Origin of the sequence: Limosilactobacillus albertensis, from assembly GCF_014145555.1 — a bacterium.
GTDB lineage: Bacteria > Bacillota > Bacilli > Lactobacillales > Lactobacillaceae > Limosilactobacillus > Limosilactobacillus albertensis.
This window is the reverse complement of sequence record NZ_JACIVD010000074.1, coordinates 1-23,827: the sequence shown is the minus strand read 5'-3', so window position 1 is coordinate 23,827 and position 23,827 is coordinate 1. Positions and strand designations below refer to the sequence as shown.

General features: G+C 38.7%; 21 protein-coding genes, 9 tRNA genes and 1 rRNA gene. 6 read left to right on the top strand and 25 right to left on the bottom strand.

What is annotated here, in order from left to right; all coding sequences use genetic code 11:
* Positions 1-5 precede the first annotated feature (5 nt).
* Positions 6-545 carry a DNA-3-methyladenine glycosylase I gene (locus H5S41_RS10685; protein ID WP_182603293.1) on the bottom strand — a complete coding sequence of 180 codons (540 nt, stop codon included), beginning with the start codon at positions 543-545 and terminating at the stop codon, positions 6-8.
* 87 nt (positions 546-632) lie between these two features.
* Positions 633-2,069 (bottom strand): MFS transporter, encoded by a 1,437-nt coding sequence (locus H5S41_RS10680; protein ID WP_182603303.1) that lies wholly within the window; start codon positions 2,067-2,069, stop codon positions 633-635.
* A gap of 124 nt (positions 2,070-2,193) precedes the next feature.
* Between H5S41_RS10680 and H5S41_RS10675 the strand changes: the two genes are divergently transcribed.
* Positions 2,194-2,649, top strand: a complete 456-nt coding sequence (locus H5S41_RS10675; protein ID WP_153710404.1) for a Fur family transcriptional regulator — start codon at positions 2,194-2,196, stop codon at positions 2,647-2,649.
* Positions 2,650-2,704: 55 nt separating this feature from the next.
* Here H5S41_RS10675 and H5S41_RS10670 read toward each other — a convergent pair whose 3' ends face one another.
* Entirely contained in the window at positions 2,705-4,048 is a 1,344-nt protein-coding gene (locus tag H5S41_RS10670) for an amino acid permease (RefSeq protein ID WP_182603292.1), read from the bottom strand.
* A gap of 134 nt (positions 4,049-4,182) precedes the next feature.
* Between H5S41_RS10670 and H5S41_RS10665 the strand changes: the two genes are divergently transcribed.
* The 3 genes from H5S41_RS10665 (at position 4,183) to H5S41_RS10655 (ending at position 5,628) form a co-directional block, all read left to right on the top strand.
* Positions 4,183-4,749, top strand: a complete 567-nt coding sequence (locus tag H5S41_RS10665; RefSeq protein ID WP_182603291.1) for a VanZ family protein — start codon at positions 4,183-4,185, stop codon at positions 4,747-4,749.
* An 11-nt stretch (positions 4,750-4,760) separates the two neighbouring features.
* Positions 4,761-4,928, top strand: coding sequence for a hypothetical protein (locus H5S41_RS10660; RefSeq protein WP_163705464.1), 168 nt, complete (start codon positions 4,761-4,763; stop codon positions 4,926-4,928).
* Between the two features lie 175 nt (positions 4,929-5,103).
* Positions 5,104-5,628, top strand: coding sequence for an HdeD family acid-resistance protein (locus H5S41_RS10655; RefSeq protein WP_153710407.1), 525 nt, complete (start codon positions 5,104-5,106; stop codon positions 5,626-5,628).
* A 31-nt stretch (positions 5,629-5,659) separates the two neighbouring features.
* Here the strand turns inward: H5S41_RS10655 and H5S41_RS10650 are convergent, their stop codons facing one another.
* The 3 genes from H5S41_RS10650 to H5S41_RS10640 form a co-directional block, all read right to left on the bottom strand.
* Complete coding sequence (locus H5S41_RS10650) at positions 5,660-6,094, bottom strand: hypothetical protein (protein ID WP_231833025.1); 435 nt, start codon at positions 6,092-6,094, stop codon at positions 5,660-5,662.
* Positions 6,091-7,605 (bottom strand): Y-family DNA polymerase, encoded by a 1,515-nt coding sequence (locus tag H5S41_RS10645; protein ID WP_231833026.1) that lies wholly within the window; start codon positions 7,603-7,605, stop codon positions 6,091-6,093. The genes H5S41_RS10650 and H5S41_RS10645 overlap by 4 nt, the downstream gene beginning before the upstream one ends.
* Before the next feature lie 117 nt (positions 7,606-7,722).
* Positions 7,723-8,154: an Hsp20/alpha crystallin family protein gene (locus tag H5S41_RS10640; protein ID WP_182603290.1), complete on the bottom strand. Its 432-nt coding sequence runs from the start codon at positions 8,152-8,154 to the stop codon at positions 7,723-7,725.
* A gap of 136 nt (positions 8,155-8,290) precedes the next feature.
* Between H5S41_RS10640 and H5S41_RS10635 the strand changes: the two genes are divergently transcribed.
* Positions 8,291-9,139: an aldo/keto reductase gene (locus H5S41_RS10635; RefSeq protein ID WP_182603289.1), complete on the top strand. Its 849-nt coding sequence runs from the start codon at positions 8,291-8,293 to the stop codon at positions 9,137-9,139.
* Positions 9,140-9,217: 78 nt separating this feature from the next.
* Here the strand turns inward: H5S41_RS10635 and preA are convergent, their stop codons facing one another.
* The 8 genes from preA to nrdD form a co-directional block, all read right to left on the bottom strand.
* Positions 9,218-10,516, bottom strand: coding sequence for an NAD-dependent dihydropyrimidine dehydrogenase subunit PreA (gene preA / locus H5S41_RS10630; protein ID WP_153710411.1), 1,299 nt, complete (start codon positions 10,514-10,516; stop codon positions 9,218-9,220).
* Positions 10,509-11,750 carry an FAD-dependent oxidoreductase gene (locus tag H5S41_RS10625; protein ID WP_182603288.1) on the bottom strand — a complete coding sequence of 414 codons (1,242 nt, stop codon included), beginning with the start codon at positions 11,748-11,750 and terminating at the stop codon, positions 10,509-10,511. Before H5S41_RS10625 ends, preA begins: the two co-directional genes overlap by 8 nt.
* Before the next feature lie 391 nt (positions 11,751-12,141).
* On the bottom strand, positions 12,142-12,840 hold the full coding sequence (apf, locus tag H5S41_RS10620) for an aggregation-promoting factor (RefSeq protein ID WP_182603287.1): 699 nt from the start codon (positions 12,838-12,840) through the stop codon (positions 12,142-12,144).
* A 329-nt stretch (positions 12,841-13,169) separates the two neighbouring features.
* Positions 13,170-14,870, bottom strand: a complete 1,701-nt coding sequence (locus H5S41_RS10615; protein WP_182597529.1) for a phosphoenolpyruvate carboxykinase — start codon at positions 14,868-14,870, stop codon at positions 13,170-13,172.
* A gap of 155 nt (positions 14,871-15,025) precedes the next feature.
* The gene (gene apf / locus H5S41_RS10610) at positions 15,026-15,787 is read right to left on the bottom strand and encodes an aggregation-promoting factor (RefSeq protein ID WP_182603286.1); all 762 of its coding nucleotides are present in this window, start codon (positions 15,785-15,787) and stop codon (positions 15,026-15,028) included.
* Between the two features lie 382 nt (positions 15,788-16,169).
* On the bottom strand, positions 16,170-17,063 hold the full coding sequence (locus tag H5S41_RS10605) for a SufD family Fe-S cluster assembly protein (protein ID WP_182603285.1): 894 nt from the start codon (positions 17,061-17,063) through the stop codon (positions 16,170-16,172).
* 11 nt (positions 17,064-17,074) lie between these two features.
* Positions 17,075-17,653 (bottom strand): anaerobic ribonucleoside-triphosphate reductase activating protein, encoded by a 579-nt coding sequence (gene nrdG, locus H5S41_RS10600; RefSeq protein ID WP_182597532.1) that lies wholly within the window; start codon positions 17,651-17,653, stop codon positions 17,075-17,077.
* Positions 17,654-17,717: 64 nt separating this feature from the next.
* A complete protein-coding gene (gene nrdD, locus H5S41_RS10595; protein ID WP_182603284.1) occupies positions 17,718-19,952 on the bottom strand; it encodes an anaerobic ribonucleoside-triphosphate reductase in 2,235 nt (744 codons plus the stop codon).
* A gap of 422 nt (positions 19,953-20,374) precedes the next feature.
* Here nrdD and H5S41_RS10590 point away from each other — a divergent pair, with 422 nt between their 5' ends.
* A complete protein-coding gene (locus H5S41_RS10590) occupies positions 20,375-21,772 on the top strand; it encodes a DHA2 family efflux MFS transporter permease subunit (protein WP_182603283.1) in 1,398 nt (465 codons plus the stop codon).
* Between the two features lie 57 nt (positions 21,773-21,829).
* On the opposite strand, the gene H5S41_RS10585 is transcribed toward H5S41_RS10590, so the two are convergent.
* The 11 genes from H5S41_RS10585 to rrf all read right to left on the bottom strand — a co-directional run.
* Positions 21,830-22,381, bottom strand: coding sequence for a GNAT family N-acetyltransferase (locus H5S41_RS10585; RefSeq protein ID WP_182603282.1), 552 nt, complete (start codon positions 22,379-22,381; stop codon positions 21,830-21,832).
* Positions 22,382-22,837: 456 nt separating this feature from the next.
* Positions 22,838-22,922: transfer RNA gene (locus H5S41_RS10580), tRNA-Leu, on the bottom strand.
* Positions 22,923-22,936: 14 nt separating this feature from the next.
* A tRNA-Cys gene (locus H5S41_RS10575) sits at positions 22,937-23,007 on the bottom strand.
* Positions 23,008-23,043: 36 nt separating this feature from the next.
* Positions 23,044-23,118 (bottom strand) — tRNA-His (locus tag H5S41_RS10570).
* 17 nt (positions 23,119-23,135) lie between these two features.
* Positions 23,136-23,206, bottom strand: a tRNA-Trp gene (locus tag H5S41_RS10565).
* Positions 23,207-23,213: 7 nt separating this feature from the next.
* Positions 23,214-23,296 (bottom strand) — tRNA-Tyr (locus H5S41_RS10560).
* Between the two features lie 5 nt (positions 23,297-23,301).
* A tRNA-Phe gene (locus tag H5S41_RS10555) sits at positions 23,302-23,374 on the bottom strand.
* 41 nt (positions 23,375-23,415) lie between these two features.
* Positions 23,416-23,488, bottom strand: a tRNA-Val gene (locus H5S41_RS10550).
* 5 nt (positions 23,489-23,493) lie between these two features.
* Positions 23,494-23,565, bottom strand: a tRNA-Glu gene (locus tag H5S41_RS10545).
* A gap of 8 nt (positions 23,566-23,573) precedes the next feature.
* Positions 23,574-23,665, bottom strand: a tRNA-Ser gene (locus tag H5S41_RS10540).
* A 49-nt stretch (positions 23,666-23,714) separates the two neighbouring features.
* Positions 23,715-23,827: ribosomal RNA gene (rrf, locus tag H5S41_RS10535) — 5S ribosomal RNA — on the bottom strand; the annotation flags it as partial.

The window sequence follows — 23,827 nt, the reverse complement described above, 5'->3', positions numbered from 1 at the left end:
CATTCTTATTCTAGCCGGGCATTTACCATCCCTACTGCCGTCATAAATGAATAGATAATCGTAGGACCAACAAATTTAAAACCATCTTTCCGCATTTGTTTTGCCATTGCTTCTGAAGCAGGGGTTTTTGATGGTAATTGATCATCAGTAGTTAAACCTAATTGTTCGGGCCGGTTATTGACAAAGTGCCAAACATAGCTATCAAAAGTTTTACCCGTTTTATGCACCTCTAGAATAATACGGGCATTATTAACTACAGCTAATATTTTTCGACGATTGCGGATGATGGTCTCATCTTTACATAAGCGATTGATATCTTCACCATTAAAATGGGCAACTGTTTTAACGTCAAAATTAGCAAAAGCGTGTTCAAATGCTCTTCGTCGCTGCCAAATCGTCTGCCATGTCAATCCGGCCTGAAATAGCTCTAAGGAAAGCATCATAAATAATTTCTGGTCGTCATGAATCGGAAATCCCCAATAATGATCATAGTAATCTTGCATGTCGGCTGTTTTATTAGCCCAATTTGGTCGTTTAACTGCCATTATTTTCGCCGTCCTCTTTATTGTTATTGAAAAAGGCTGCGAAAAAATTTTTCACAGTCTTTCTTTAAAATATATACGTATTTTATTTTAATTTGCACTTTGTTTTTTAGTGTTTTTAAGCATGAACGCTAACACTAACCCAACTAATTCGGTAATAACCATTCCGATAAATACTAAGTGGTAACCATGAAGAGAAGCAACCTGCGCTGAATTTCCCTGTTGGAGTGCATTAGTAGTTGTAACAGTTAAGATAAGTGTTGAAATCGTAACACCAGCTGATCCAAGCACTTGGCGAACAGTGGTAATTACTGCTGTTCCATGGGGGACTAATTTATCCGGCAGGGCATTGGCACCGAGCGTAACAGCTGGCATCATAACGAATGCATTGCCACCCTCAATAACCATTGCGCACAAAATCATTCCTACTAAACTAAGGTGATTAAGAACCAATAACCCAGCTGTCCAGCCAATAATAATCATAAACATTCCTACAAGCATTGTCGGCTTAAAACCAATTTTATCCGCTAATTTTCCAGATAACGGATTCAAAATACTAAGGAAAACTGCTCCCGGTACTAATGACATTCCCGAAACAAATGGACTTACCTTCAAAACTCCTTGATAATATAGCGGAAAAATAATCGTAGTAACAATGAGGGCAATATATGAAATCGATGTTAAAAGAATTGCCAAATCATAATTAAATGTCTTTAATACCCGCAATTCCAATAACGGATGCTTAAGATGGAATTGACGAATGCAGAACCAAATAACAGCAATGAGGCTTACAATAAATATTACTGCATTTGTTCCCCATGCTGGATTCTTTTTTCCAGTCTGGTCAACGACATACATAATACCAATTAACCCAACCAGCAGAATTACTGATAGCCAGTCAAGATTTGTTTCATGACGTTCCATTACATCCTGAATTAGTCCGCTGGCTGCCATCAAAATAATTATGGAAATAACAAGCATGAACAGGATAAAAAGACTTTTCCAGCTAAAAAACTTTAAAACAATTCCTGAGACAATTGGTCCACAAGCTAAGGCAGACCCCATTACTAAACCAGCAATCCCCATCGTGGTTCCCCGCTGTTCTTTAGGAGTAATTTCTAGTAAAACTGTTTGGTAAGATGGGAACAATACCCCTACAGCAAAAGCTTCCATTGCTCGACCAACCATCATAAACCAGAAGCCATTGATTCCCCATGCAGCAGGCGTCAAAACAATCATTAATGAACCAATATCGAATAAGGCCAAGGCGCCAATGAACATGGTTTTAAAGCTCATATTATTCAACATCCATGGACTTATCGGCATACTGACACACATTACCAGCATAAATCCAGTCGTTAGCCATTGAACAGTCGACGCAGAAATACCGAATGCATTCATTAACGTTGGATAAGCTGTTGATAATGACGATTGACTAATCGACATCGTAAATGTACCAACTAATAAAGTAAAAATAAACCAAAAACGACTATATGTTTTCCCGTTTTGGGCCATATTTTGATCCATCATTACACTCTCCCTCTTTAGAATTATTATTATCTAACAGTTATCTATTATATGTTTTGAATTAGTGAATGTAAATGTTATAATTACATTAGATTATAATAGTTTTAAGAAAGGAGACGACATTATGGCAGAAGCAGAGTTTGATCGTGCCCTTGATCACTTACGGGAAAACAAGGTCCGCCTTACACCGCAACGAAAAATAATCCTTAATTACTTAATCAATCACCATACCCATCCCAGTGTCGAGATGATCTATGATGACCTCAAGGATAGCGTTGATAATATTAGTATGGCGACCGTATATAACACACTTAAGCTTTTAGTTGATTACAATCTTGTTATTGAACTAAAAAATGGTGATGGAAGTACCCATTTTGATTATTTCGGCCATCCTCATTATCATGTCGTCTGCGATAACTGTGGTAAAATTTCTGATGTTTTTGATAGTCACTTTACAGAAATTACTAAAGACCTAACAGTTATGACTCGAGAAAAAACCGGTTACTTGGTTACAGGAAATAATATTGAAGTTCATGGCTTATGTCCTGATTGTCAGCGTAAATTACATTTAAATCGATAGTAAAAGTGTGTGGTTAAGAGAAATTTATGTTTTCTCCTAGCCACACACTTTTAAATTACTCTTTCTTTTGGGTAAATGAAGCAACTGTAAGGACGGCAAACCAACCCAAAGTTAATAACAAAGCAATTAACGTCTGCTTTTCCATACATAGCACACCCAAAACCACCAAAAGAAAAATCAAAATAACATAGTCAGTAAATGGTGCGCCCGGCATCTTAAAAGTTCGTTTATCCGGATGCTGCCGAATATACCTAATATGCGCAAGAATTATCACACCCCAAATAAACAGAAAACTTGTTGTCGCGATACTTGATACGAACGTAAAGACACCCTCTGGCATTACCAAATTCAAAATTGCAGCAATTCCAATAACAATAGCTGAAATAAGTACTGCTGTCGCTGGTACTGATCGTTTTGATAATCTTCCAATTTTCCGGATTTCTGGACGATGAGCCGTCGACGTTAATTCCGCAAGCATTCGCCCGGTCGTATATAAGGAACTATTACATGCAGATGCCGCAGCAGTAATTACAACAAAATTGACAATACTTGCTGCACCAGGTAGCCCGATGTCACGGAAAACAAGGACAAAAGGACTGTTATCTGGTGAGAGTTTGCCCCAAGGATATATACACATAATCACTGCGAGCGCCCCAATATAAAAAAGCATAATTCTTACTGGGATACCGTTAATCGCCTTAGGAATAACAATTTTTGGTTTTTCTGCCTCAGCTGCTGTAACCCCAACCATCTCAATGCCAACGAAAGCGAATACTACCATCTGAAACGAAAGCATGAATCCTTTGGTCCCCGTTGCAAAAAATCCACCATTATTAATAAGATTAGCAGGCGTTGCCACATAACCGCTTGCAGAATGAAAATGAACGCCAATAAGGATTGCCCCAATAACAATCAGAATAATAATTGCCAAAATTTTAATTAAAGCAAACCAAAATTCAAGCTCACCAAATGTGCTAACGGTCATCAAATTCAAGCCCAATAGTATTACTAACGTCACTAATCCTGGCACCCACTGCGGTACTGTCGGAAACCATAGCTGAAAATATAAACCAATCGCTGTTATTTCTGCCATTGCTAAGGCGAGCCAACATACCCAATAAGCCCAGCCCATTACAAAGCTAACACGGTTCCCCAGATAATCACGAATTGCGTCCATAAACGAATGATACTTCAAGTCAGACAAAAGTAACTCGCCAAGGGCTCGCATTATCCCGAAGCAAATAATTCCTGTAATCAAATAAGCAAGCAGAATTGCCGGACCCGCTGCCCGAATTGCCTTACCTGAGCCAAGAAATAGCCCTGTTCCAATAGTTCCGCCAAGGGCCATCAGTTGAATATGACGACTCTTTAATTTACGCGTAAATTGTTGTTCTGCCATTATACCCTCTCTTTTCTAATAGTTGAGGATTTATTAATACTAGCGTGCTCTACTAGCTATCCATTAAAAAATCAACTATGATAGATATCATTGAAAACTTATTGTATAACTTTTTCTAATGAGGAGAAATAGTATTGCGAGCATTAGTTCATTGGATTCCATTTTTTATTTACTTTTTTGCAGGAACAACACTTATTACCCATAACCATCTTTGGGTACGATTTCCACATACTGGACAGCATATTACGATTGCTACATTATTTGTTTACTTAACGGCAATTGACTGGCTATGCCTTACCCCGTCAATGTTTAATTTTGCTTCCGCTAACAAGTTAATGTTTTATTTTCATGGAGTTCCCTTTAACGTTATTCCGCTGCAGGGACTTAGCCAGGAATTTTTCTTAAATATTATTATGACGATTCCGCTAGGCGTATATCTTTACCTAATCAATCATCGAATGCCCCTAGCGCGTGTGATTATTTATGGTTTCCTTTTCAGCCTATTTATTGAGACAAACCAATTTATTTGTGACCTTATTTTTCACATTGGTCGCGTGGCTGATATTGATGATTTGATTAGCAATACGTTAGGAACTACAATTGGTTTTGCGGTAATGATCATGCTTGATCAGACGATTTTCCATCATGCCATCAAACAATTTATGCTGGTAGGCGGAAAATCTGATAAACTGAATAACTGAGGTGGTAGAAGATGATTACAAATGAACAAAGAGCACATGATATTGCGCTTGCTTTGCTACAATCACGAGCAAAAGATCTAAAACCAATTGAGGCATATCATGAATACGTTAATTCATTATTGCCGATTTTAAAAGAGATTGATAAGGATTTCCCAAATGGAATCAAAGAACATCTTTAATTTCCCGGGAAATTAATAAAATGGGAGTTATGGAAAAGAATCACTTTTCTATAGCTCCCATTTATGCTTGTTATTTAGGGTCATAAGCTAAAATTCCTTAATTGCCTTAATTCTTGTGTTATCATTTTAAGTGAACTATCATAATTAATGATCGTGCTTTTAAGGAGGGTTTTCAATGTTTGAAGACACAAAAAAAGGGTTTGATTGGTTCAGTTTAATTGTTGGAATCCTATTTTTAATTGCTGGGATAGCTTCATTTAATCGTCCTGATAAAACCCTGCATTTCTTAGTAATTGTTGCCGGTGTTGCATTTATTTTCCGTGGTATTTATGAATTATGGTTCCGTCAACAAATTGGACGACTATTAGCGGAATCTTCAGGCTGGTTGATTTTCTCTGCAATTTTAGACATTATTTTAGGTATTATTTTCTTATTTCAACCAGACTTCGGTGTCCTTTTCATTGCCATCATATTTGCAATCTGGTTTATCCTTGATTCAATCACTGAGTTACTCAGCGCTAAGTTTTTCAAGGAATTCCACCGTGGATACTACTGGTTTATTATAATCTTGGCAATTGTAAGTCTAGTATTAGGAGTTATTCTATTATTCAGCCCATTAATTTCTGCAATTACAGTTGTTTGGTTAGTTTCAACATTCTTAATTGTTTTCGGAATTATGAAGATTATCCAAGCATTCTAGTAATAAAGAATATATAAAGAGATCAGAACTTTTACTGATCTCTTTTTATTTTACGAATATTTTGAATTGGAATTTCCGTTGTATCCTTAAAAAGCAGCTGGTGACTTTGCTGGTTTATCCGCTTTAATTGCCCGCAGTATTCTTCATAAAAGCCATTATTAGCATTAAAGTATTCAATTCTTAGTCGCGGCATTACTTTTTCATTCTCAATTTTTGTTAATTCCGCTTTTATTTGTTGCAATTCATCGGCAGTTAAATATTTTTTGTGTTGATAACGTTTTCCTATTTCTGCTAATAATCGATGATATCCTGTTAAAGCGGCAAAAGGAGAGAACTGAGCCGCGCGGTCTTCTTGAGTCATTGGCGTATGGGCCTTAGAAACATGACGAGGCTGGTTCATAATATCAAGATATGCAGATGTATCGCTAAATAAACTTTTTTCTATGGTTTCCTTATCTTCCATCATGCTTGGTGACCCCCAATTTGATTATTCCTTTCTAACAGGGTGGCTCCCTTTTTCAAGTCAGCAGCCCTAATAATAGCATTTTTGCCAAATTCATTTTGTAAGTTAAGGACAAGCTTCTGGAGCTTTGCATCCCTTTGCCGGGTCGCATTAATTTTAAGGCGGCGTTTCTCTTGATTATTCGTGTCCGCAAATAAGTCTAATTGCTCATTGTAATTTGCTTGATGAGCAATCATTGGCGAAAGGAGATGATTGGCAATCACAGTAATTTTACGAGCGGTCAGCCGCCGATCAATTTTTGTATCGCATAATGTCATAAATGCGCGCATCAATTCAGTTGATGATGAAGTTGGCAGTCGTAAATTAATACTTCCATGCGCGGGCTTCGGACTGGGACGTCCATAGAAGTCATTAACAACGGCTCCTTGGTATTCACCGCTCAGATTTGAAACATCATAGGCAATTGTTAATGCTACTTGGTCAGTCACTAACTCTTGCTTTGTTAACTGAAGTGCTAGAGAATTAACCATTTCTTGAATAACCAACCGTGTTTCAGAAAAATTATACGGCCGTGGTAATACTTGCCCAGAATAAATACCATGGTCAGATGAATGGTATCCTTTGATGTCTTCGATCGTTGCGGACTCATAACCCCATGCATGGTCGATAAGGATTTCAGCATTTTTGCCAAATTCTCGATATAATATCTCCTCATTCATCGGGTCTGATAATTTTCCTAATGAACAGCGAGCGATATCACCCATTGTATTTAGCCCTAATTTTTTTAGCCGCCGCGCATACCCAGGACCTACTCGCCAAAAATCAGTAAGCGGCTGGTGCGCCCAGAGATATCTTCGAAATGAATGTTCTGTCATGTAGGCAATTCGGACTCCATCTTCATCCCCTGGAATCCGTTTAGCAACAATGTCCATTGCAACCTTAGCCAAAAATAAATTTGTTCCGATTCCCGCTGTTGCAGTAATTCTTGTCTCATTCTTTATTGTTTGAATGATTTCTTTTGCTAAAACTCGCGCTGTCGTATGGTGTTCTCTTAAATAATCCGTTACGTCCATCATCACTTCATCGATCGAGTAAACATGAATCTTTTCGGGTGGTAAATACCGTAAATATATCTCATATATACTAGCACTCTTCTTAAGGTAAAAATTCATCCGCGGTTTAGCAATTCGGTAACCGATTTTTAGTTCTGGAGTATTCAATAATTCCTGACGATAAATTGAGGTGACTGGAGAAAGGCGGTGATAAGGCATCTTGTTGGCACGAAAGTTATTTAGCTGGCTGACCCGCTGTTCCACTTCATATAATCGCGGTCGTCCTGGAACACCGAACTTTTTCAATGCAGGTGATACAGCCAAACAAATCGTCTTATGTGTCCGTGATTGATCCGCCACAACAAGATTAGCGTTTAGGGGATCTAAACCATATTCTGCACACTCAACCGAAGCATAAAATGATTTTAGATCAATCGCCATATACGTTCGTGTCATCGACATAATCTTCCTCTCCATTCTCGTTAAGTACCATTAATTATACCGTCAATCAAACATATGTTCAAGAAGAGTAAAAAAATAAAGAGACCGAAAATCCAGTCTCCTTATTATCGTGTTTAATTAATCGATATCAATACGGTTTTCATCGTCATCTTTTTCATTTAACTTTGGAAGGCTGATAGTTAATACCCCATCATTATATTGGGCCCTAACATCTTTGCGGTTAACATCTGGTAGCCGATATTGACGACTCATTTGCCCATAGCGACGTTCACTATGTAAAACATTGCCTTCCTTGTCAGCATCATCATCGAAAGTATCGCGGTGACCAGTAACAGTTAGGATATTATTAGCATAACTAATATGAATATCCTTCTTATCAAACCCAGGCATATCAATCTTTACGGTATAACCCTTGTCATCCTCTGTAACATCAGTCTTCATGTGGTCAGCAACCGGCGTCAAATTTGAAAAGAAATCATCATTCATCCAATTACGCATGTTCATCAGATTATCAAAAAAGTTATTACGGTTTTGTAATTCATTAGCCATAAAGAATGCTTCCTTCCTGTCTTATGATTCAACTTTTATACTAATCACTTTCCAGTAAAAAGCAAATAATATGCTGGGGTCTAATTCCCAAAAAGAATATAATAAAAATGAAGAAAGCAGAAAGGAGTCGTGGAAAATGAAAAAAGTTACAATTAATAATGTTACATTACCATCAATCGGCATTGGCACTTGGCACATGGGAGATTCTCTTATAAATCGTTCAACAGAAATTCAGGCAATTCAAGCCGCCATTAATGCAGGTGCAACAGTAATTGATACTGCAGAAATGTACGGTGATGGACGGTCAGAAAATCTCGTTGGTGAAGCAATTAAACCCTACAAACGTGATGAGCTTTTCTTAATCGACAAAGTTCTCCCTTCAAATGCTAGTAAAACAAAACTTGAGCATAGCCTTGACAAAAGCTTAGCTACTGTTGGAACCGATTATTTTGATCTTTATCTTTTGCACTGGCGTGGCGGAGTGCCGTTAGCTGAAACAATTAACGAATTAGAACGGGTTAAAAAAGCAGGCAAAATTAAAGCATGGGGCGTCTCAAATTTTGATGTAGCTGATTTAAAAGAACTTTGGCGGCTAAAAAACGGTAAAGATTGTGTTGCAAATGAGGATCTTTACAATCTTGACAGTCGCGGAATCGAGTTTGACCTGCTCCCATTAATGAAAAAACACCAGCTTCCGTTAATTGCATACTCACCCCTGGCACAAGGCGACCGTCTATCTGGAAAACTAACTGATAATCCCCTGCTAAAAGAAATTGCCGCAAGCCATCATGCAACAATTAGTCAAATTATGTTAGCATGGACCCTAAGAATCGGAAATGTCTTAGCAATTCCAAAAAGCAGCAGTCCACAACACGCCAAAGAAAATGTGGCAGCCGGCAGCATTGATTTAAGTGATGATGAGTTGTTGGCACTCCAAAAAGAATTCCCATCTCCAACAAAAAAAGAACCGTTAGCAGTAATTTAGTACCTTAAATTTGCTCATATAAAATTGTCCCCCAATCGCTAGACATCCGCCTAACAATTGGAGGGCATTTATTTTTAATTAATTTTCTTGATTTGCCTGTACCGGATGATATCGGTGAAGACGTTGTGATCCAACATCAATCTCATCTGGATTACCTTCTCGACCAGGTTTCATCTCAACAACACCAAGTTTAATTGCACCAACTGGACATACTAATGCACAAAGCTGACAACCAACACACTTACTCTTATCAAAGACCGGTAGCCGCTTGTCGTCATCCCAGGTTAAGGCTTGGTGAGCACCATCTTGACAAGATACAAAACATCTACCACAACCAATACATTTATCCCAGTCGATCTTAGGATAAACTTTGTAATTCCGATCAAGCTGATTAGTTGGAACAATATTCTTATTTGCTAGACCAACAAGATCTTGCAAGTGGTCAACATGCTGTTCTTCCATATAATGCATTAAACCATTAGTCAAGTCATCGATAATCCGGTAACCATACTGCATAATCGCAGTAGTAACTTGAAGAGTTGTTGCCCCAAGCAAGATAAACTCAGCAGCATCTTCCCAGGTTTCAATTCCACCAATACCTGAAATTGGTAATTGTTCAAGTCCGGATGCTGAACGTAATTGTTGTAAGAAACGTAAGGCAATTGGCTTAACCGCTTTACCAGAAAGACCTGATACCGATGATTTACCATCAATATTTGGCAAACCGACCTTCTTTTTAAGATCAACGTCAGTAATTGACTTCACCGTGTTAATTGACGAGAACCCATCGGCGCCACCTTCAAGGCAGGCTTTAACAACTGGAACCATTGTTGTAATATTCGGCGTCATCTTAGCAAGGACAGGTAAACTAGTCCCGCGTTTAACCGCCTCACAATTTGACTTACATAATTCAGGGTTAGTACCAACATCAGACCCCATTGTATGTGAAGTCATTTGTGGACATGAGAAGTTAAGCTCAATCATATCTGCGCCCGCTTCAGTTACTAACTTAGCAAGGTTAGTCCAGTCTTCTGGTGTTTCACCCATGATTGAAGCAATTAAGACCTTGTTAGGATATTCTTCTTTTAGCCGGCGCATATCTGCCAAATCTTGATCCAATGGGTGTTCTGACAATTGCTCCATGTTCTTGAAGGCAACAAACGGGGTGTCTTCCTTAGTTAATTCATCAAACCGCGGAGATACTTCATCAATCTTAAAGTGTGTTGGTGAAAGTGTCTTGTAAACAATTCCGCCCCACCCAGCATCATAAGCATTTTTACACATCTCATAACAGTTGCCAACCGGTGAAGATGACAAGCAGAATGGATTTTCAAAATGAACTCCTAAAAAGTCAACTGATAAATCTTTTTTAATCATTTTCTTGTCCTCCTAACAACCGATCAATCTCTTCGGCAACTTCTTTACCTTTTTGGACAGCAACAACAACGGTCTTGTCACCTTCGACAATATCACCAGTTGCAAATACTTTAGGATCTTTTGTCCGGTAACGTGCTTCCCTAAATGGAATTTCGTTATGTTGTAAATCAATATTTAAGCCCGTTGCATCAGCTTTTTGACCAACCGCAAGAATAATCTTATCAGCGGTGATGGTTATTTCACTATCAATTTTACGATGCGTAAAGGTTGCCCGATTTTGATGGACTTCTTTTGGAACATAACCGTCAATAATCGTTACTCCAGCGGCCTGTGCTCCTGCTAATTCTTTCTTGGAAGCCTTAAATTCACTAAACTGTTCGTAAACAACATCAGTAACGTATGGTACATCAAGCTTCTTTAGGGTGGTTACAACATCCATTGCAACATCCCCACCACCAATAACTAAAACGTTTTTTGGCAGGTTATCAAGCTTACCCTTATTTTCCTTTGCCCGAGCAAGGAATGAAATAGCAGATTCTGTACAAATGTTATGTTCAAACATTGGGAGCATTTTGGCCTTGCTAGTTCCAATAGCAACGATAACAGCATCGTGATTATTCTTTAGCTGGTCGATTGAAATATCTTCACCAACAGTCGTGTTGTAAATAATATGTGCTCCTAAATCAACAATCCGTTGAACTTCATAATCCACGATTTCTTCAGGTAAACGGTATTCTGGAATCCCATAAGTAAGATATCCACCGGCCTTAGCATTCTTTTCATAAATATCTACAGCATATCCCTTTTCCAAAAGAGTAGTTGCTGCTTGGAGGGCAGATGGACCGCTTCCGATAATCGCAATACTCATCCCATTTGGCTTCCCTGCCTTGAGGATCTTCATATTAAGTTTCCGTTCCATATCAGTAACGTACCGTTGAATTCCGGAAATATCAATTGGTCCGTCAATTTTTGCCCGTGTACAAGCTTTCTCACAATATCGTTCAGTAGGACAAACACGGGCACAGATCGAACCCAATGCATTGTTTTCACGAATAGTTTCTGCAGCACCTTTTACATTGCGGAAACGAACACTACGAATAAATTTTGCCGGGTTAGTATGCGCTGGACATGCTTGAGAACATGGCGCATCATGACATAGCAAACAACGGGCTGCTTCTTGCATTACCGTTGTCATTGTGTAACCTTTAGACTCTGTTTCATACTTTGAAGTCATTAGACACCCTCCTCTAAGTTAAGCTTTTTTCACACTTTTGTGATAAACGTAACTTTCTATATATAAATAATACAATTTAAACGGTTTCATCATAATTAGGCAATCCCCTACTTCAAAGCGGTCTTTTATTATTATTCTTTATATTTCTTTATATAAAGTATGAATATTTTTATTAGCGATAAAGAACCACATTTGTGTTTAAAAGCACAATCTAAACAGTAGCACTTAAAGATGAGCTGGTATGAAATAGTAGTTAAAAAAAGTTATATACTAAACGAATAATTCTATTTTCACTTTAATCTAAAAAATCTCCATTACGCGCTTAATTGCATAATGGAGATTTTTACATGTATGTTTGAAATTTGTTGATTATCTATTTGTTAAATTTATTTTAGTACCAACCGTGTGATTGCCAGAATGACTGAGCAGCGCTCCATGAACCATAACGGCTTGTTACGTATTGGTCAGCTACACGTTCTTGGTTAGCTTCTGAGTAGTCACCATTTAAGTATGATGCTGATAATTGGTACTTACCAATATATTGACCGTTTCGTGCAGAGTAACTACCACCTGATTCACGAGCGGCAATCCATGCTTTAGCAGCAGCATCGCTCCCAGCTACATTAGAGCTGTAGTTAGTTGATGATGCTGGTGCTTGGGTAGTAGTAACTGGTTGTTGTACAGTTTGTTGTTGAGCAGCCTGTACTTGTTGTTGAGCAACTGGTGCTTCTTGGTTTGACTGTACTTGTTGATTTTGTTGTCCTTGATTTTCAGCTTGTGGTGCTACAGTTGCAGCTGGTAATGTAGCAGCTTCTTCTTGAGTTGCAGGTGCTACTTCACCATCGTCTTTAATTACTAATTGTTGACCAACATAAATCAAGTTCTTGTCAGCAATATTGTTGTGACTTGCTAAAGTGTCTACAAAAGTTAGATCGTGACCTAATTTGTAAGAAATCCCAGAAAGGGTGTCACCTGCTTGTACCGTGTAAATACTGTCGGCATTTGCAGTTGTTGCAGTAGCAACTGTACCCAATGCAACTGCACCAGTAATCGCTGCTGTAATCTTGGCTACTTTCTTAGATAACTTCATTATAAATTCAATCCATCCTTTTCTCTTAATTAATCAAATAACTCATTTCAACGATATCTACTATACAGGATTAGCGTTACGGGCGGGTTACCAGCGTTTATCAATTTTCGTTACTTATGTAATTTTTTGTAACAAATGTTCGCCCGCTTCACTAACACCTCAAAATCATTGATATACCAAGCATTTTTTACTATTGGCAGCCATCTGCTTAGGAGAAAAGTATTTTTTAATTTCATAAGTTTTTTACGATTTTAGCTTGACGACAAAAAAATCACCCCGTAACAAGGTGTTTGTTACAGGGCGATGACAATATTGTATTAATCGTAATGTTAGTTGTTCATTAAAACATCAAGTAATTCTTGAGCGGATTCCTTAAGAGCATCCTTTGACTTGTCATTACCAAGGTGGGTAAAGATTTCACCAACGTAAACATCCTTATCAAAGAGCTTAGTAAAGACCTTATCAATAATTGGCTTAGTTAATTCCGGTTCTTGGACTGGGCCAAATGGGTTAGCAAAGAATGTCTTACTCATGCCAACTTCATCGGTAGTTCCCAGTGCCTTCCGCTGACCCGCAATGAATACTTTTTCAGCTTCTTCCTTAGTATCAAAGCGGTGAATCCCGACTTCATCACTATAGTTATTAGCATATAACCACATATCGATATGGTGATGCTTAATAACATTTTGGTAAGTATCTGCAGGGATAATTACCCGCGCGTTCTTTTGCTCAGGGTTAAGGTAGACACCACGGTCCATGTTGTTGAATGCAACCGCGCTGCTTAAATCATCAAGACGGACAAAAGCACCGGTTTCAGTTCCTTGCGCATATACGCCAGGTTCACCATCAGTTAAAGTAAAGCTTCCCATGTCATCAAAGATTGTTTCCATGCTAACAATCTTGTCATCAGCTAATTCTTGTAATGCTTCAATTGATTCTGACTTACCGGCTCCAGAATCACCGAAGAAGACCACGTTCTTTTCCTTACCATTAGTAAACTTAATCTTCAGCATTGAACCATGGATTGGTAGGCGGCCATTGTAGATTTGGTGAAGGTTATGCAAAGTTAAGCACATCTTCTTCATATAGCCAAAGTAAGTCGTCTTATCCGTATATGGTACTTCACCAATCCACATATTGTTCTTTTCGTCACGGTAGTAGTGAGAAACCATGCCTTCAGTTTTTTCCAAGCCAAAGAGAAGAATCATATCAGGCTTTTGACCTTCAACTTCATCTGGAGAAGCTAATTCAAAGAGGTTAGAAAGAGCAATTCCATTTACTAAATAATCAACATTAAAGTAAATAAATGCCAAACTTTCGCCAATCTTAGCAGGATAGCAATACCACTTACCACGTTGACCATGGAAACGTTTGATTGGGTTTTCTTCAACTTCTGAAAATACCCCTTCCCGCTTATTGCTCTTAGTGTGCATCATCATTGGCGGACGAAGCATCACAGTATTAATGAAGTCAATATCTTGTAATTCATCATAACCTTCTGGAATCTTCCAGTTATGTTGTTGAACTAGGACGGTCGCATTAGTAGCCGCATTAACTTGCCGATATGTCCGGTTTTCAAAACCTTGGAGCTTTTCTTCAAGAATCCGGTATGCTTTCCGAACTAAGTCGTTAAATTGGGTATCGATCGTCCGAAACTCATTACCTAAAATCTTGTTATCGTTAAAGTTAATTACCGATACTCGTAAAAATGACCGGTAGTATGAGTATAATTCTTCAACACTTTCAAGAATGTCTTTAGGATCATATTCATCAAAAGCACTATCATCATTAAATAGAACTTTCTTTAAGATATCAATGAACTTGTTAGCACTAGCATTATCAAAAGCATCATCATCATGATCAGGGTTACGAGATGCGAGGTAAAGCTTAACAATCGCTTTTAATTCATCACTATTGATTAATGTTGGAATATCAGTGAAGTAGTTTTGACTATAATTTAATGTTGCTACCCCACGATCAGGATTGACATATAATGACTTTGTATCAATAATCCGACTCTCTTTTGACATGGATCTCATCCTTTCATCATTCGAATAATTCTATTATAGTATACTTTTTAAGATTTGAATGAAAATAATATTAACTTTTTTTCATTTACACAAAAAGGTGAGATACGCATCCCTTTTCGAGACGATATCTCACCGTAAAAACTAATTATTAAATTTTAGTACCAACCGTGTGATTGCCAGAATGATTGAGCAGCACTCCAGGAACCATAACGGCTTGTTACGTATTGGTCAGCTACACGTTCTTGGTTAGCTTCTGAATAGTCACCATTTAAGTATGATGCTGATAATTGGTATTTACCAACATATTGACCATTACGAGCACCGTAGTTACCACCAGATTCGCGGGCCGCAATCCAAGCCTTAGCTGAGGCATCATTACCACTAACATTTGAGCTGTAATTAGCACTAGCAGCCTGTGATTGTACTGGTGCACTGTAGCTTTGTTGAGCCGCAGTTGAAACAGCTGATTGTTGTGGTGCTACAGATTGAACCGGTGCTTGAGATTGCACTGGCGTCTGTGATTGAACAGGAGCAGCTGGTGATTGTACTTGATTAGCAGCTACAGGAGCTTGACTAGGTTGTTGACTTTCAACACTAGCTGATGCGGGAGCTTGAGATGCTTCAGGTAATGTTGCTGCTTGTTGTGGAGTTGCTTGAGCTACTTCGCCATCATCTTTAATTACTAACTTTTGGCCAACGTAAATTAAGTTCTTGTTAGCGATTTGATTAGTTGAAGCTAATGAATCAACATAAGTTAAGTCATGACCTAACTTATAGGAAATACTTGATAAGGTATCACCACTTTGCACCGTGTAAACAGAATCAGCATTAGCAGTAGTTGCAGTAGCGAATGTTCCCAAAGCAACGGCACCTGCTACGGCAGCAGTGATCTTCGCGATGTTCTTAGTTAACTTCATAAAGAAAAATCCCATCCTTTTCATAAAATTCTTTTATTAATTAATTATTTGTTAGTTTAATTTAGTTATAGGTTGTTGAGGTCTCATATCTCTCAACACCTATTACTATACTCCCGCAAAATTACATGCGGATTACCCCCAAATATCAATTCGGTTGATTTTCGTAATACTCTGTAATAAAAAGTTTAATACCATGTCAAGTAAATTATCCTCGCACACGTCCTGGTAGTGAGTTAGGATCGGCTAACTTTTCACCAAAATTTGCCAAAAACTGTAACATTATAAAAAATAAGCCGCTGAATTTTTCTAAAAAAAGAAATTTTAACGACTTATTTTCCGTTAATAATGAATTCTTGTAATATTGCTGTAACTAATTTTGGCTTTATTTAGCTGTTATTACGCGGCTTAACCAGCTATCCTTATTAGCTAACTCTTTTAATTGGTATATATCCTCACTAATTGCAAGCGCCTCTCCTGCCTTTACTTTAAACGGAGCTTCCGCAATTGCTTTTGCGTCTCGATACTGGGTAAGAGTCGCAGAAGTCCCTTGACCAAAGCCATCGACCAATGCAATTAACCGTTGAACCCCCGTTAAGGCAATCGTCGTATTCCACTGGCTTTTTTGTCCATCAAGAAAGCTATAAAGGTCAACAGTTGCGGCGCCGTGTGCCCGACTTGCAACCTCAAAATTAAGTGTTGAGCCATGTGCCTGATATGCATGAATTGTACGGTAAACGTTTTTGCTGGTCGATCGGTTTGCCTGGCGATACGTAACATGCGCATTAGCTCCAACTAAGATTTCAGTTGCTTCATATGATGGTAATAAGGTACTATTAACCATTCTTTCCTCAATAACTGCATTAACGCCGGCACTTATGATTATGACGTTATGAGAATTAGTAGACTTAAGGTGTGGACTAAACACCACTGGCTTTTCTGTCTCTCCTTGTGAGTGCAGGTATATGAACTGCCCACTATCAATATTAGCTAGGTGGTTAGCGTTTAATTGATTGTCTTGCCAAAAAACAGCCTTTTCCATCAAATTCTCTTGTAATAATGCAGAGTATTCATTAACTGCCTCTTCAAGCGGTAATGCCGTAAGATATTTTTCATTAACGGATAGATAGTTATTATCTAAAGATCCTTGAGCTTGTCTAGACGACTGTTTGGTCCAAATGTCTTGATGTGGGAAAGATAGAAAGCGTGACTGTAGCAGAACAGCTAATTGTCTTTTCTTTGTTAACCATGCAGGCTCAATTTGCCATATTTTTTCCAATTTTATTACTCCTAGTGAACCAGCTTATCCCAGATGACAACTTTTCCTTGTTGCAAAGATTTTGGAACATCAATAATTCGCTGGTTGGAGCTTCCCCTGAATTGGAGGGTAAGGTCCTTTTGGGCAAGAAGAAAACGACCATCAACTAAAATATCTAAATAATGGAGTAATTCCAGTTTATCATCGGACTCCTTCATTAATTCTTCCCAGGTATAGCCAGACCACGACCAAATGTCTTTTTCGTGGCCAAATTCTTTGCGCACTCGTTTGACTAGTTTAAGGCAAACTTGGGTATTTAAGAATGGTTCTCCTCCTAATAAAGTCAGGCCTTGAACATAGCTTTGCGATAGGTCGGTAATTATTTGATCTTCTAATTCTTGCGTATAAGGCTGACCATAGTGAAAGTTCTGAGCAGCCTTATTGTAACAGCCAGGACAGTTAAAAAGGCAGCCACTGACATAGAGGCTACAGCGGACCCCTTCCCCATCAACGAAATTAAAAGGCTTGTAATCAGCAATATATTGCAAAGAATGATCCTTCGCTAACCATTCTTTAGGCTGTGGATTACGAGGCAAACGTGTTTCTACCATTATATTTTCCCTCCGATAATAAAAGACCTGGAGTTTTCATTGCAACAGGTCTTTACTTCCTAAATTAAATCTGATCTCCAGTAATATGCGCATGAGCTTTAGTATCCATTTGACGATGCTGTTCAAATTCAGCAGCATTCTTAATCATTCCCGCGTTCATATGCTTAACCCGGTGAATAATTTCTTCATGCCGACCATGGACCATTGGCCGTTGTTGCGGATTACCCAGGTATCCACATGTCCGCTTAACCACATCACAAGTTGCCGGATCATGATTACCGCATTGAGGACACTTAAAGCCACGTGCAGTAGCTTCAAATTCACCCTTGAACCCACACTTAAAACATTGATCGATTGATGTGTTAGTCCCTAAATAACCAACATGATCATATGCCCAATCCCATACTGCTTCTAATGCTTTAGGATTTTGCCGTAAGTTAGGATATTCGCAATAGTGTATAAAACCACCAGCAGCATACTTCGGAAAGTCTTCTTCAAACGTCAATTTCTCAAATGGAGTTGGGTGTTTACGAACATCATAGTGAAAACTATTCGTGTAGTATTCTTTATCCGTTACGTCTTCAATCCGGCCAAACTTCTTTAAGTCGTCCTGGCAGAAAGTATCAGTCAAAGATTCAGCAGGAGTGGAATAGAGGCTAAAGTGGTATCCCTCTTCTGCTTCCCATTGAGCGCAAAGGTCGTGCATAGCTTTGGTAATTGCAACCGCAAAATTATGTGCTTCTTTATTATGTTCCCAGTTTGACCCATAGAAAGTCGTACATACTTCATATAATCCAATATAGCCAAGAGAAACGGTGGCCCGGCTATTCTTAAAGACCTCATCGACGCTATCGGTTTTCTTTAACCGTTTGCCAAACGCGCCATACATATAAAGAAGCGGTGCATTTTCTGGCTTAGCTTCCTTAGTCCGTTTGATCCGATAATCAAGAGCAATCTTACAAATATTCATCTTCTCCTGGAAAATTTCCCAGAATAATTGCTTATCTCCATGAGCTTCTAACGCAATTCGGGGAAGGTTAACGGTAACAACCCCCAAGTTCATCCGACCAGAATTTACTTCTTTACCTGTTTCAGGATCCGTCCACCCCTGCAAAAATGACCGGCAGCCCATTGGTGTTTTAAAGCTACCTGTAAGTTCCTTGATCTTATCATACATCAATAAATCAGGGTACATCCGCTTAGTCGAGCATTCTAAGGCTAATTGCTTAATATCATAATTAGGATCTTCTGGATTAAGATTTAATCCCCGTTTAACTGTGAAAATTAGCTTAGGAAAGATTGCCGTCCGATGTTCCTTTCCTAATCCCTTAATCCGAATCCTTAAAATAGCCTTTTGAATTTCACGTGAGATCCAGCTAGTACCCAATCCAAAATTAATCGTTGTAAACGGTGTTTGTCCCTGACTGGAATAAAGGGTATTAATCTCATATTCTAAAGCCTGCATTGCGTCATAAATATCTTTCTTCGTTTTTTCACGCGCAAATGCCTCCCGCTTTTCTGGGACAATCCATTTTTCAGCATCTTTCATGTGCTTTTCATGGTTTAACTTAGCATAGGGTTCTAGCAACTGGTCAATCCGGTTAGCCGAACATCCCCCATATTGTAAGGAAGCAACATTAGCAATAATCTGCGACATTTGCGCAGTCGCAGTTTGAATCGATCGTGGTGAAGATACCCAGGCATTACCAATCTTAAAACCGTGCTTAAACATTTCATCAAAGTCGATTAAACAGCAGTTAGTCTCTGGAGTTACCGGTGAGTAATCAAGGTCATGCCAGTGAATATCTCCCCGTAAGTGCGCCTTTGCAACAATGCCGGGCAGCATTCGCAATCCCAGTGCCCGACTTACAACACCGGCTTCAAGGTCACGCTGAGTATTAAAAACATGACTATCCTTGTTGGCATTTTCGTGAACTACACGAGAATTGCGGTCAAATAGCTGTTCTAATTTATTTTGGGGATTTGTCGCTTCCGCAAACGCTTCTTCATCGTGCTTTCGATAATCGCGGTAAATCTTAGCAAGTTCTTCATGGTCAGCATTAATTAGTCCTTCAACAAAGAGGTCAGCAATTTTTTCAGTACTAACCGTTGTTTGGTTAATTAATGCTTCTAATAATGTCATATAAACACTTTGCTTTGTTTTTGCGTCCGCATCGAGTGCAGTTAAAATAAGGTTGATCTTATAAGAATAAAATGGCGTAACATTGCCATCGCGTTTGACAACCTGCACACTCGTCAAACTATTAAGATCCTTTTCATTAATTACTTGCACTTTCATTTTAAATTCCCCTCTCGTATTTAACGTTACCTATAATAGCTCAAAATACAACTTATAGAAAGTGTTGACTTTAAAAATACTATATGTTGTGGTCTGATTAAAAGATCAATCACTGGCATAATATTTATTAATTTTCTATTCTGACATAGCACGAATAAAATGAAATTATTAGTTCTGACGGTCTTTTTAGTTTTAGGATTTGAGTTTTAAATTATCTATTTTAAAAATTTCATTATCACCGAATAGAATTAAAGAATGACTATTTCTCTCCAAAAAAGTTTCTTCTTTCAATCTCACTTAATAATCTTAAGTTAATAAGTTAAGATTGTTAGTTATTAAAAAAAGAACTTACGAGCCATCTAATCATTTTGTTAGACTAATCCTTGTGTGAATTTTAGACGAAAGAAGGAGTGTTTTCATTTATGGAAAATGCATTACAAGCCCGCCAACACGTATCGCATCCAAAACTTGCGATGGTTAGCATGCTGCTTGGCGCTTTTGTAGGAATGTTTAGCGAAACATCATTAAATATCGCTTTACCAAAACTAATAGCGGTTTTTCAAGTTAGTACCGCAACAATTCAATGGTTAGTAACTGGCTACATGCTAATCATCGGTATCATTTTACCGTTATCAAGTATTATTACTAAGTGGTTTACTACCCGCCAAGTTATCATATTTGCTTTGGTTGATTTTATTATTGGTGCCTGTATCTCGGCATTAGCCAATAGCTTCTCAGTTTTAGTAATTGGACGAATGATTCAAGGGATTGGAACAGGATTAATCCTACCATTAATGTTTGCTGTTACTATGCAGATTTTTCCCCCGAAAGAAATCGGTGCTGTCATGGGAATGTGTGCCCTCGTAATTATGTTTGCGCCTGCAATAGGTCCAACGCTAACTGGACTAATCCTCGCCAAGTTGTCCTGGCAGTGGATTTTTTGGTTATTCATCCCGTTCCTATTAGTTGCTTTAATCTTTGCAATCACAGCCCTCGAAAATATTGGCGAATTAACAAAACCACACGTTGATGTCCTATCAATCCTCGAGTCCGCAGTCGGATGTTCAGGGATCGTAATCGGAGCTAGTCTTGCAAGACGGGATGGTTGGCTATCACTTCCCGTCTTAGGATCCTTAATCATTGGAATTATTGTTTTAGGATTATATGCTCATCGGCAAATACATTTAGAAAATCCAATCTTAAATTTACGAATTTTCAAGATTCCAGCATTTGCAATTGGTTCATCATTAGTAATGCTCGATTTTGGAATTATCCTTTCAACGATGTACCTCTTACCAATGTTCTACCAAAACGGTCTCTTGTTGCCAGTAGCTTTAACCGGAATCGTCATGCTGCCAGGCGGAGTTATTAATGCTTTAACCTCAGCGTTTGCCGGCCGCCTTTACGATAATATCGGTGCTAAGAAACCAGTCATTATTGGTTTTATTATTGCTTTGATTGGGGCGGTGATGTTAGCATTTACCACACCAAGTACTTCAATTGCTTACATGATAGTAGCTCATATTATTTTAATGGTCGGTTGTCCCCTTGCTATGTCGCCTTCACAAACCAGTGCTTTAAATGCCTTGTCAGGAATGGAATCGGGTGACGGCAGCACGATTATGAATACCATGCAGCAGGTTATTGGTGCTCTTGCTACTGCTTTGGCTACTAGTTTCTTAGCATTAGGAAGCGCCACAGCAACTGGTTCAACTGCTCTCCGTTTTACTAATGGTTTCCACTATGGAATCTATTTTGCTATCGTACTTATTATTATCGCTATTTTATTATCATTTAAGATACACGACCAACGTAGATAATCAAAAGGTCTTTAAAATTGGGCTATCCTAGTCCGAATATTAAAGACCTTTTTTGTGCTATTCTCTAATGATCTTAAATGGCATGTAACGACGGTGATGCCTTGTTAAGTAACGATTCATTAATTGCTGATAAAGTTGCGGATTAATATCAGCTTGGGTACTCATAAAATCAAATTCCTCATTATCTTTTTCAACGGTATAGAAACCTGTCTTAACGAAACCATTCTTAGCGTAAAAACGATGCCGCCTTATTCGCTGTTCATTATTAGCAACATGAGTGTTAGGACGTTCAGTACTTAATGAAAGGATCTTACCAGCATAACGTTTCTTTACTTCCGTTAAAGCAGCACTTCCATATCCTTTCCCGTGGTACTGAGGATCAATCGCTAAAAAGAAAATATAAGCTATTCGTTGATCATATACAGTATAGAAAAAGCCAACCCATGTTTGATGGTCATAAATACTACAAAATTCAGCTTTCCCATCCCTTGCCCGCATTTTTAAGAAAGATAACGGTAAACGTTCATTTTGCGGAAAGACTGTATTATAAACCTGTTTAATATTCCTAAAATCTGGTGACTTAGTCGATATTTTCTGAATCTCAACCATCCTAAAATCCCTCCAATTATAGGTAATAATACCGGAAATAAAAGATGACGGCAATTATTTGGGCTGCTATTAAGTTTAAAATCATTTTCGATACAAGAATAAATCTGCTGATGAATCATTAAAGTTATTATCAAGACATAATCATTTATTATCGATTTAGTTTATAGCATAATATTGTTAGCCTGTCGCTTAGTAAAGGAATCCAAACGACTAGGACACAATGCCATATTGACAACGATGAATACAAAGATAAATCAGATAAAGCTATCTTAAAAGCACTGGATTTTTAACTATAAATTGCATGACCAATTCGTGACCAAACTTTACAAATTCATATCATTTTACACCATTTCAAACGCTTAACAATTTAAACTAAAAAATAAGAGAAAGCCTGATATAACAAGCTTTCTCCTATTTCATTAGCTTAGCTGACACTTTTGTACGAAAGCAATAATATGCCTCCGGTGGGGGTCGAACCCACACTCCCTCAACGGGAACTGGATTTTGAGTCCAGCGCGTCTGCCAATTCCGCCACAGAGGCATCAGCTAACTAAAAGGTGGTAATCGGATTTGAACCGATGATAAAGGTTTTGCAGACCTCTGCCTTACCACTTGGCTATACCACCAAATAGTTAAGATTAAGTAATTAACCTAATCAAAAGGGCGGTATGTGGGATTCGAACCCACGCGTGCCGGACCCACAAACCGGTGTGTTAACCAACCTTCACCAATACCGCCAAAATATTCAGTTAAGCAGGGATAGTAGGAATCGAACCCACAATGACGGTTTTGGAGACCGTAGTTATACCGTTTAACTATATCCCTATAAAAATGGGGGAGAGTGGATTCGAACCACCGAACCCGAAGGAACGGTTTTACAGACCGTCGCGTTTAGCCAGACTTCGCTACTCCCCCATAAATGGCGCGGGACGGAATCGAACCGCCGACACACGGAGCTTCAATCCGTTGCTCTACCAACTGAGCTACCGAGCCATCGTGTAATGGGTAATTATACAACCATATTAAGTTGTAAATGGAGGATACAGGGCTCGAACCTGTGACCCCCTGCTTGTAAGGCAGATGCTCTCCCAACTGAGCTAATCCTCCAAAAGTGACCCGTGCGGGATTTGAACCCACGATACCAGCGTGAAAGGCTGGTGTCTTAACCACTTGACTAACGGGTCATAAATAACGGAGAGTAAGGGATTCGAACCCTTGATACAGGCTTTAACCCGTATACATCATTTCCAATGATGCTCCTTCGGCCAGCTCGGACAACTCTCCAGTATCCAAGCCCCGGCACAATTAAGACCAGGTGCCAAAGCTTGATTTAGCGTGGCAACGTCCTATCCTCGCAGGGAGCGATCCCCCAACTACTTTCGGCGTGTTGAAGCTTAACTTCTGTGTTCGGCATGGGTACAGGTGTATCCTTCAAGCCATCATCAC

Coding starts and splice junctions, on each gene's coding strand:
- H5S41_RS10590 (WP_182603283.1), top strand. CDS start 20,375: ATGGAAAATGCATTACAAGCCCGCCAACACGTATCGCATCCAAAACTT.
- H5S41_RS10680 (WP_182603303.1), bottom strand. CDS start 2,069: ATGGATCAAAATATGGCCCAAAACGGGAAAACATATAGTCGTTTTTGG.
- nrdD (WP_182603284.1), bottom strand. CDS start 19,952: ATGAAAGTGCAAGTAATTAATGAAAAGGATCTTAATAGTTTGACGAGT.
- H5S41_RS10675 (WP_153710404.1), top strand. CDS start 2,194: ATGGCAGAAGCAGAGTTTGATCGTGCCCTTGATCACTTACGGGAAAAC.
- H5S41_RS10670 (WP_182603292.1), bottom strand. CDS start 4,048: ATGGCAGAACAACAATTTACGCGTAAATTAAAGAGTCGTCATATTCAA.
- H5S41_RS10650 (WP_231833025.1), bottom strand. CDS start 6,094: ATGATGGAAGATAAGGAAACCATAGAAAAAAGTTTATTTAGCGATACA.
- H5S41_RS10585 (WP_182603282.1), bottom strand. CDS start 22,381: ATGGTTGAGATTCAGAAAATATCGACTAAGTCACCAGATTTTAGGAAT.
- preA (WP_153710411.1), bottom strand. CDS start 10,516: ATGATTAAAAAAGATTTATCAGTTGACTTTTTAGGAGTTCATTTTGAA.
- H5S41_RS10655 (WP_153710407.1), top strand. CDS start 5,104: ATGTTTGAAGACACAAAAAAAGGGTTTGATTGGTTCAGTTTAATTGTT.
- H5S41_RS10640 (WP_182603290.1), bottom strand. CDS start 8,154: ATGGCTAATGAATTACAAAACCGTAATAACTTTTTTGATAATCTGATG.
- nrdG (WP_182597532.1), bottom strand. CDS start 17,653: ATGGTAGAAACACGTTTGCCTCGTAATCCACAGCCTAAAGAATGGTTA.
- H5S41_RS10660 (WP_163705464.1), top strand. CDS start 4,761: ATGATTACAAATGAACAAAGAGCACATGATATTGCGCTTGCTTTGCTA.
- H5S41_RS10685 (WP_182603293.1), bottom strand. CDS start 545: ATGGCAGTTAAACGACCAAATTGGGCTAATAAAACAGCCGACATGCAA.
- apf (WP_182603287.1), bottom strand. CDS start 12,840: ATGAAGTTATCTAAGAAAGTAGCCAAGATTACAGCAGCGATTACTGGT.
- apf (WP_182603286.1), bottom strand. CDS start 15,787: ATGAAGTTAACTAAGAACATCGCGAAGATCACTGCTGCCGTAGCAGGT.
- H5S41_RS10615 (WP_182597529.1), bottom strand. CDS start 14,870: ATGTCAAAAGAGAGTCGGATTATTGATACAAAGTCATTATATGTCAAT.
- H5S41_RS10645 (WP_231833026.1), bottom strand. CDS start 7,605: ATGTCGATGACACGAACGTATATGGCGATTGATCTAAAATCATTTTAT.
- H5S41_RS10635 (WP_182603289.1), top strand. CDS start 8,291: ATGAAAAAAGTTACAATTAATAATGTTACATTACCATCAATCGGCATT.
- H5S41_RS10625 (WP_182603288.1), bottom strand. CDS start 11,750: ATGACTTCAAAGTATGAAACAGAGTCTAAAGGTTACACAATGACAACG.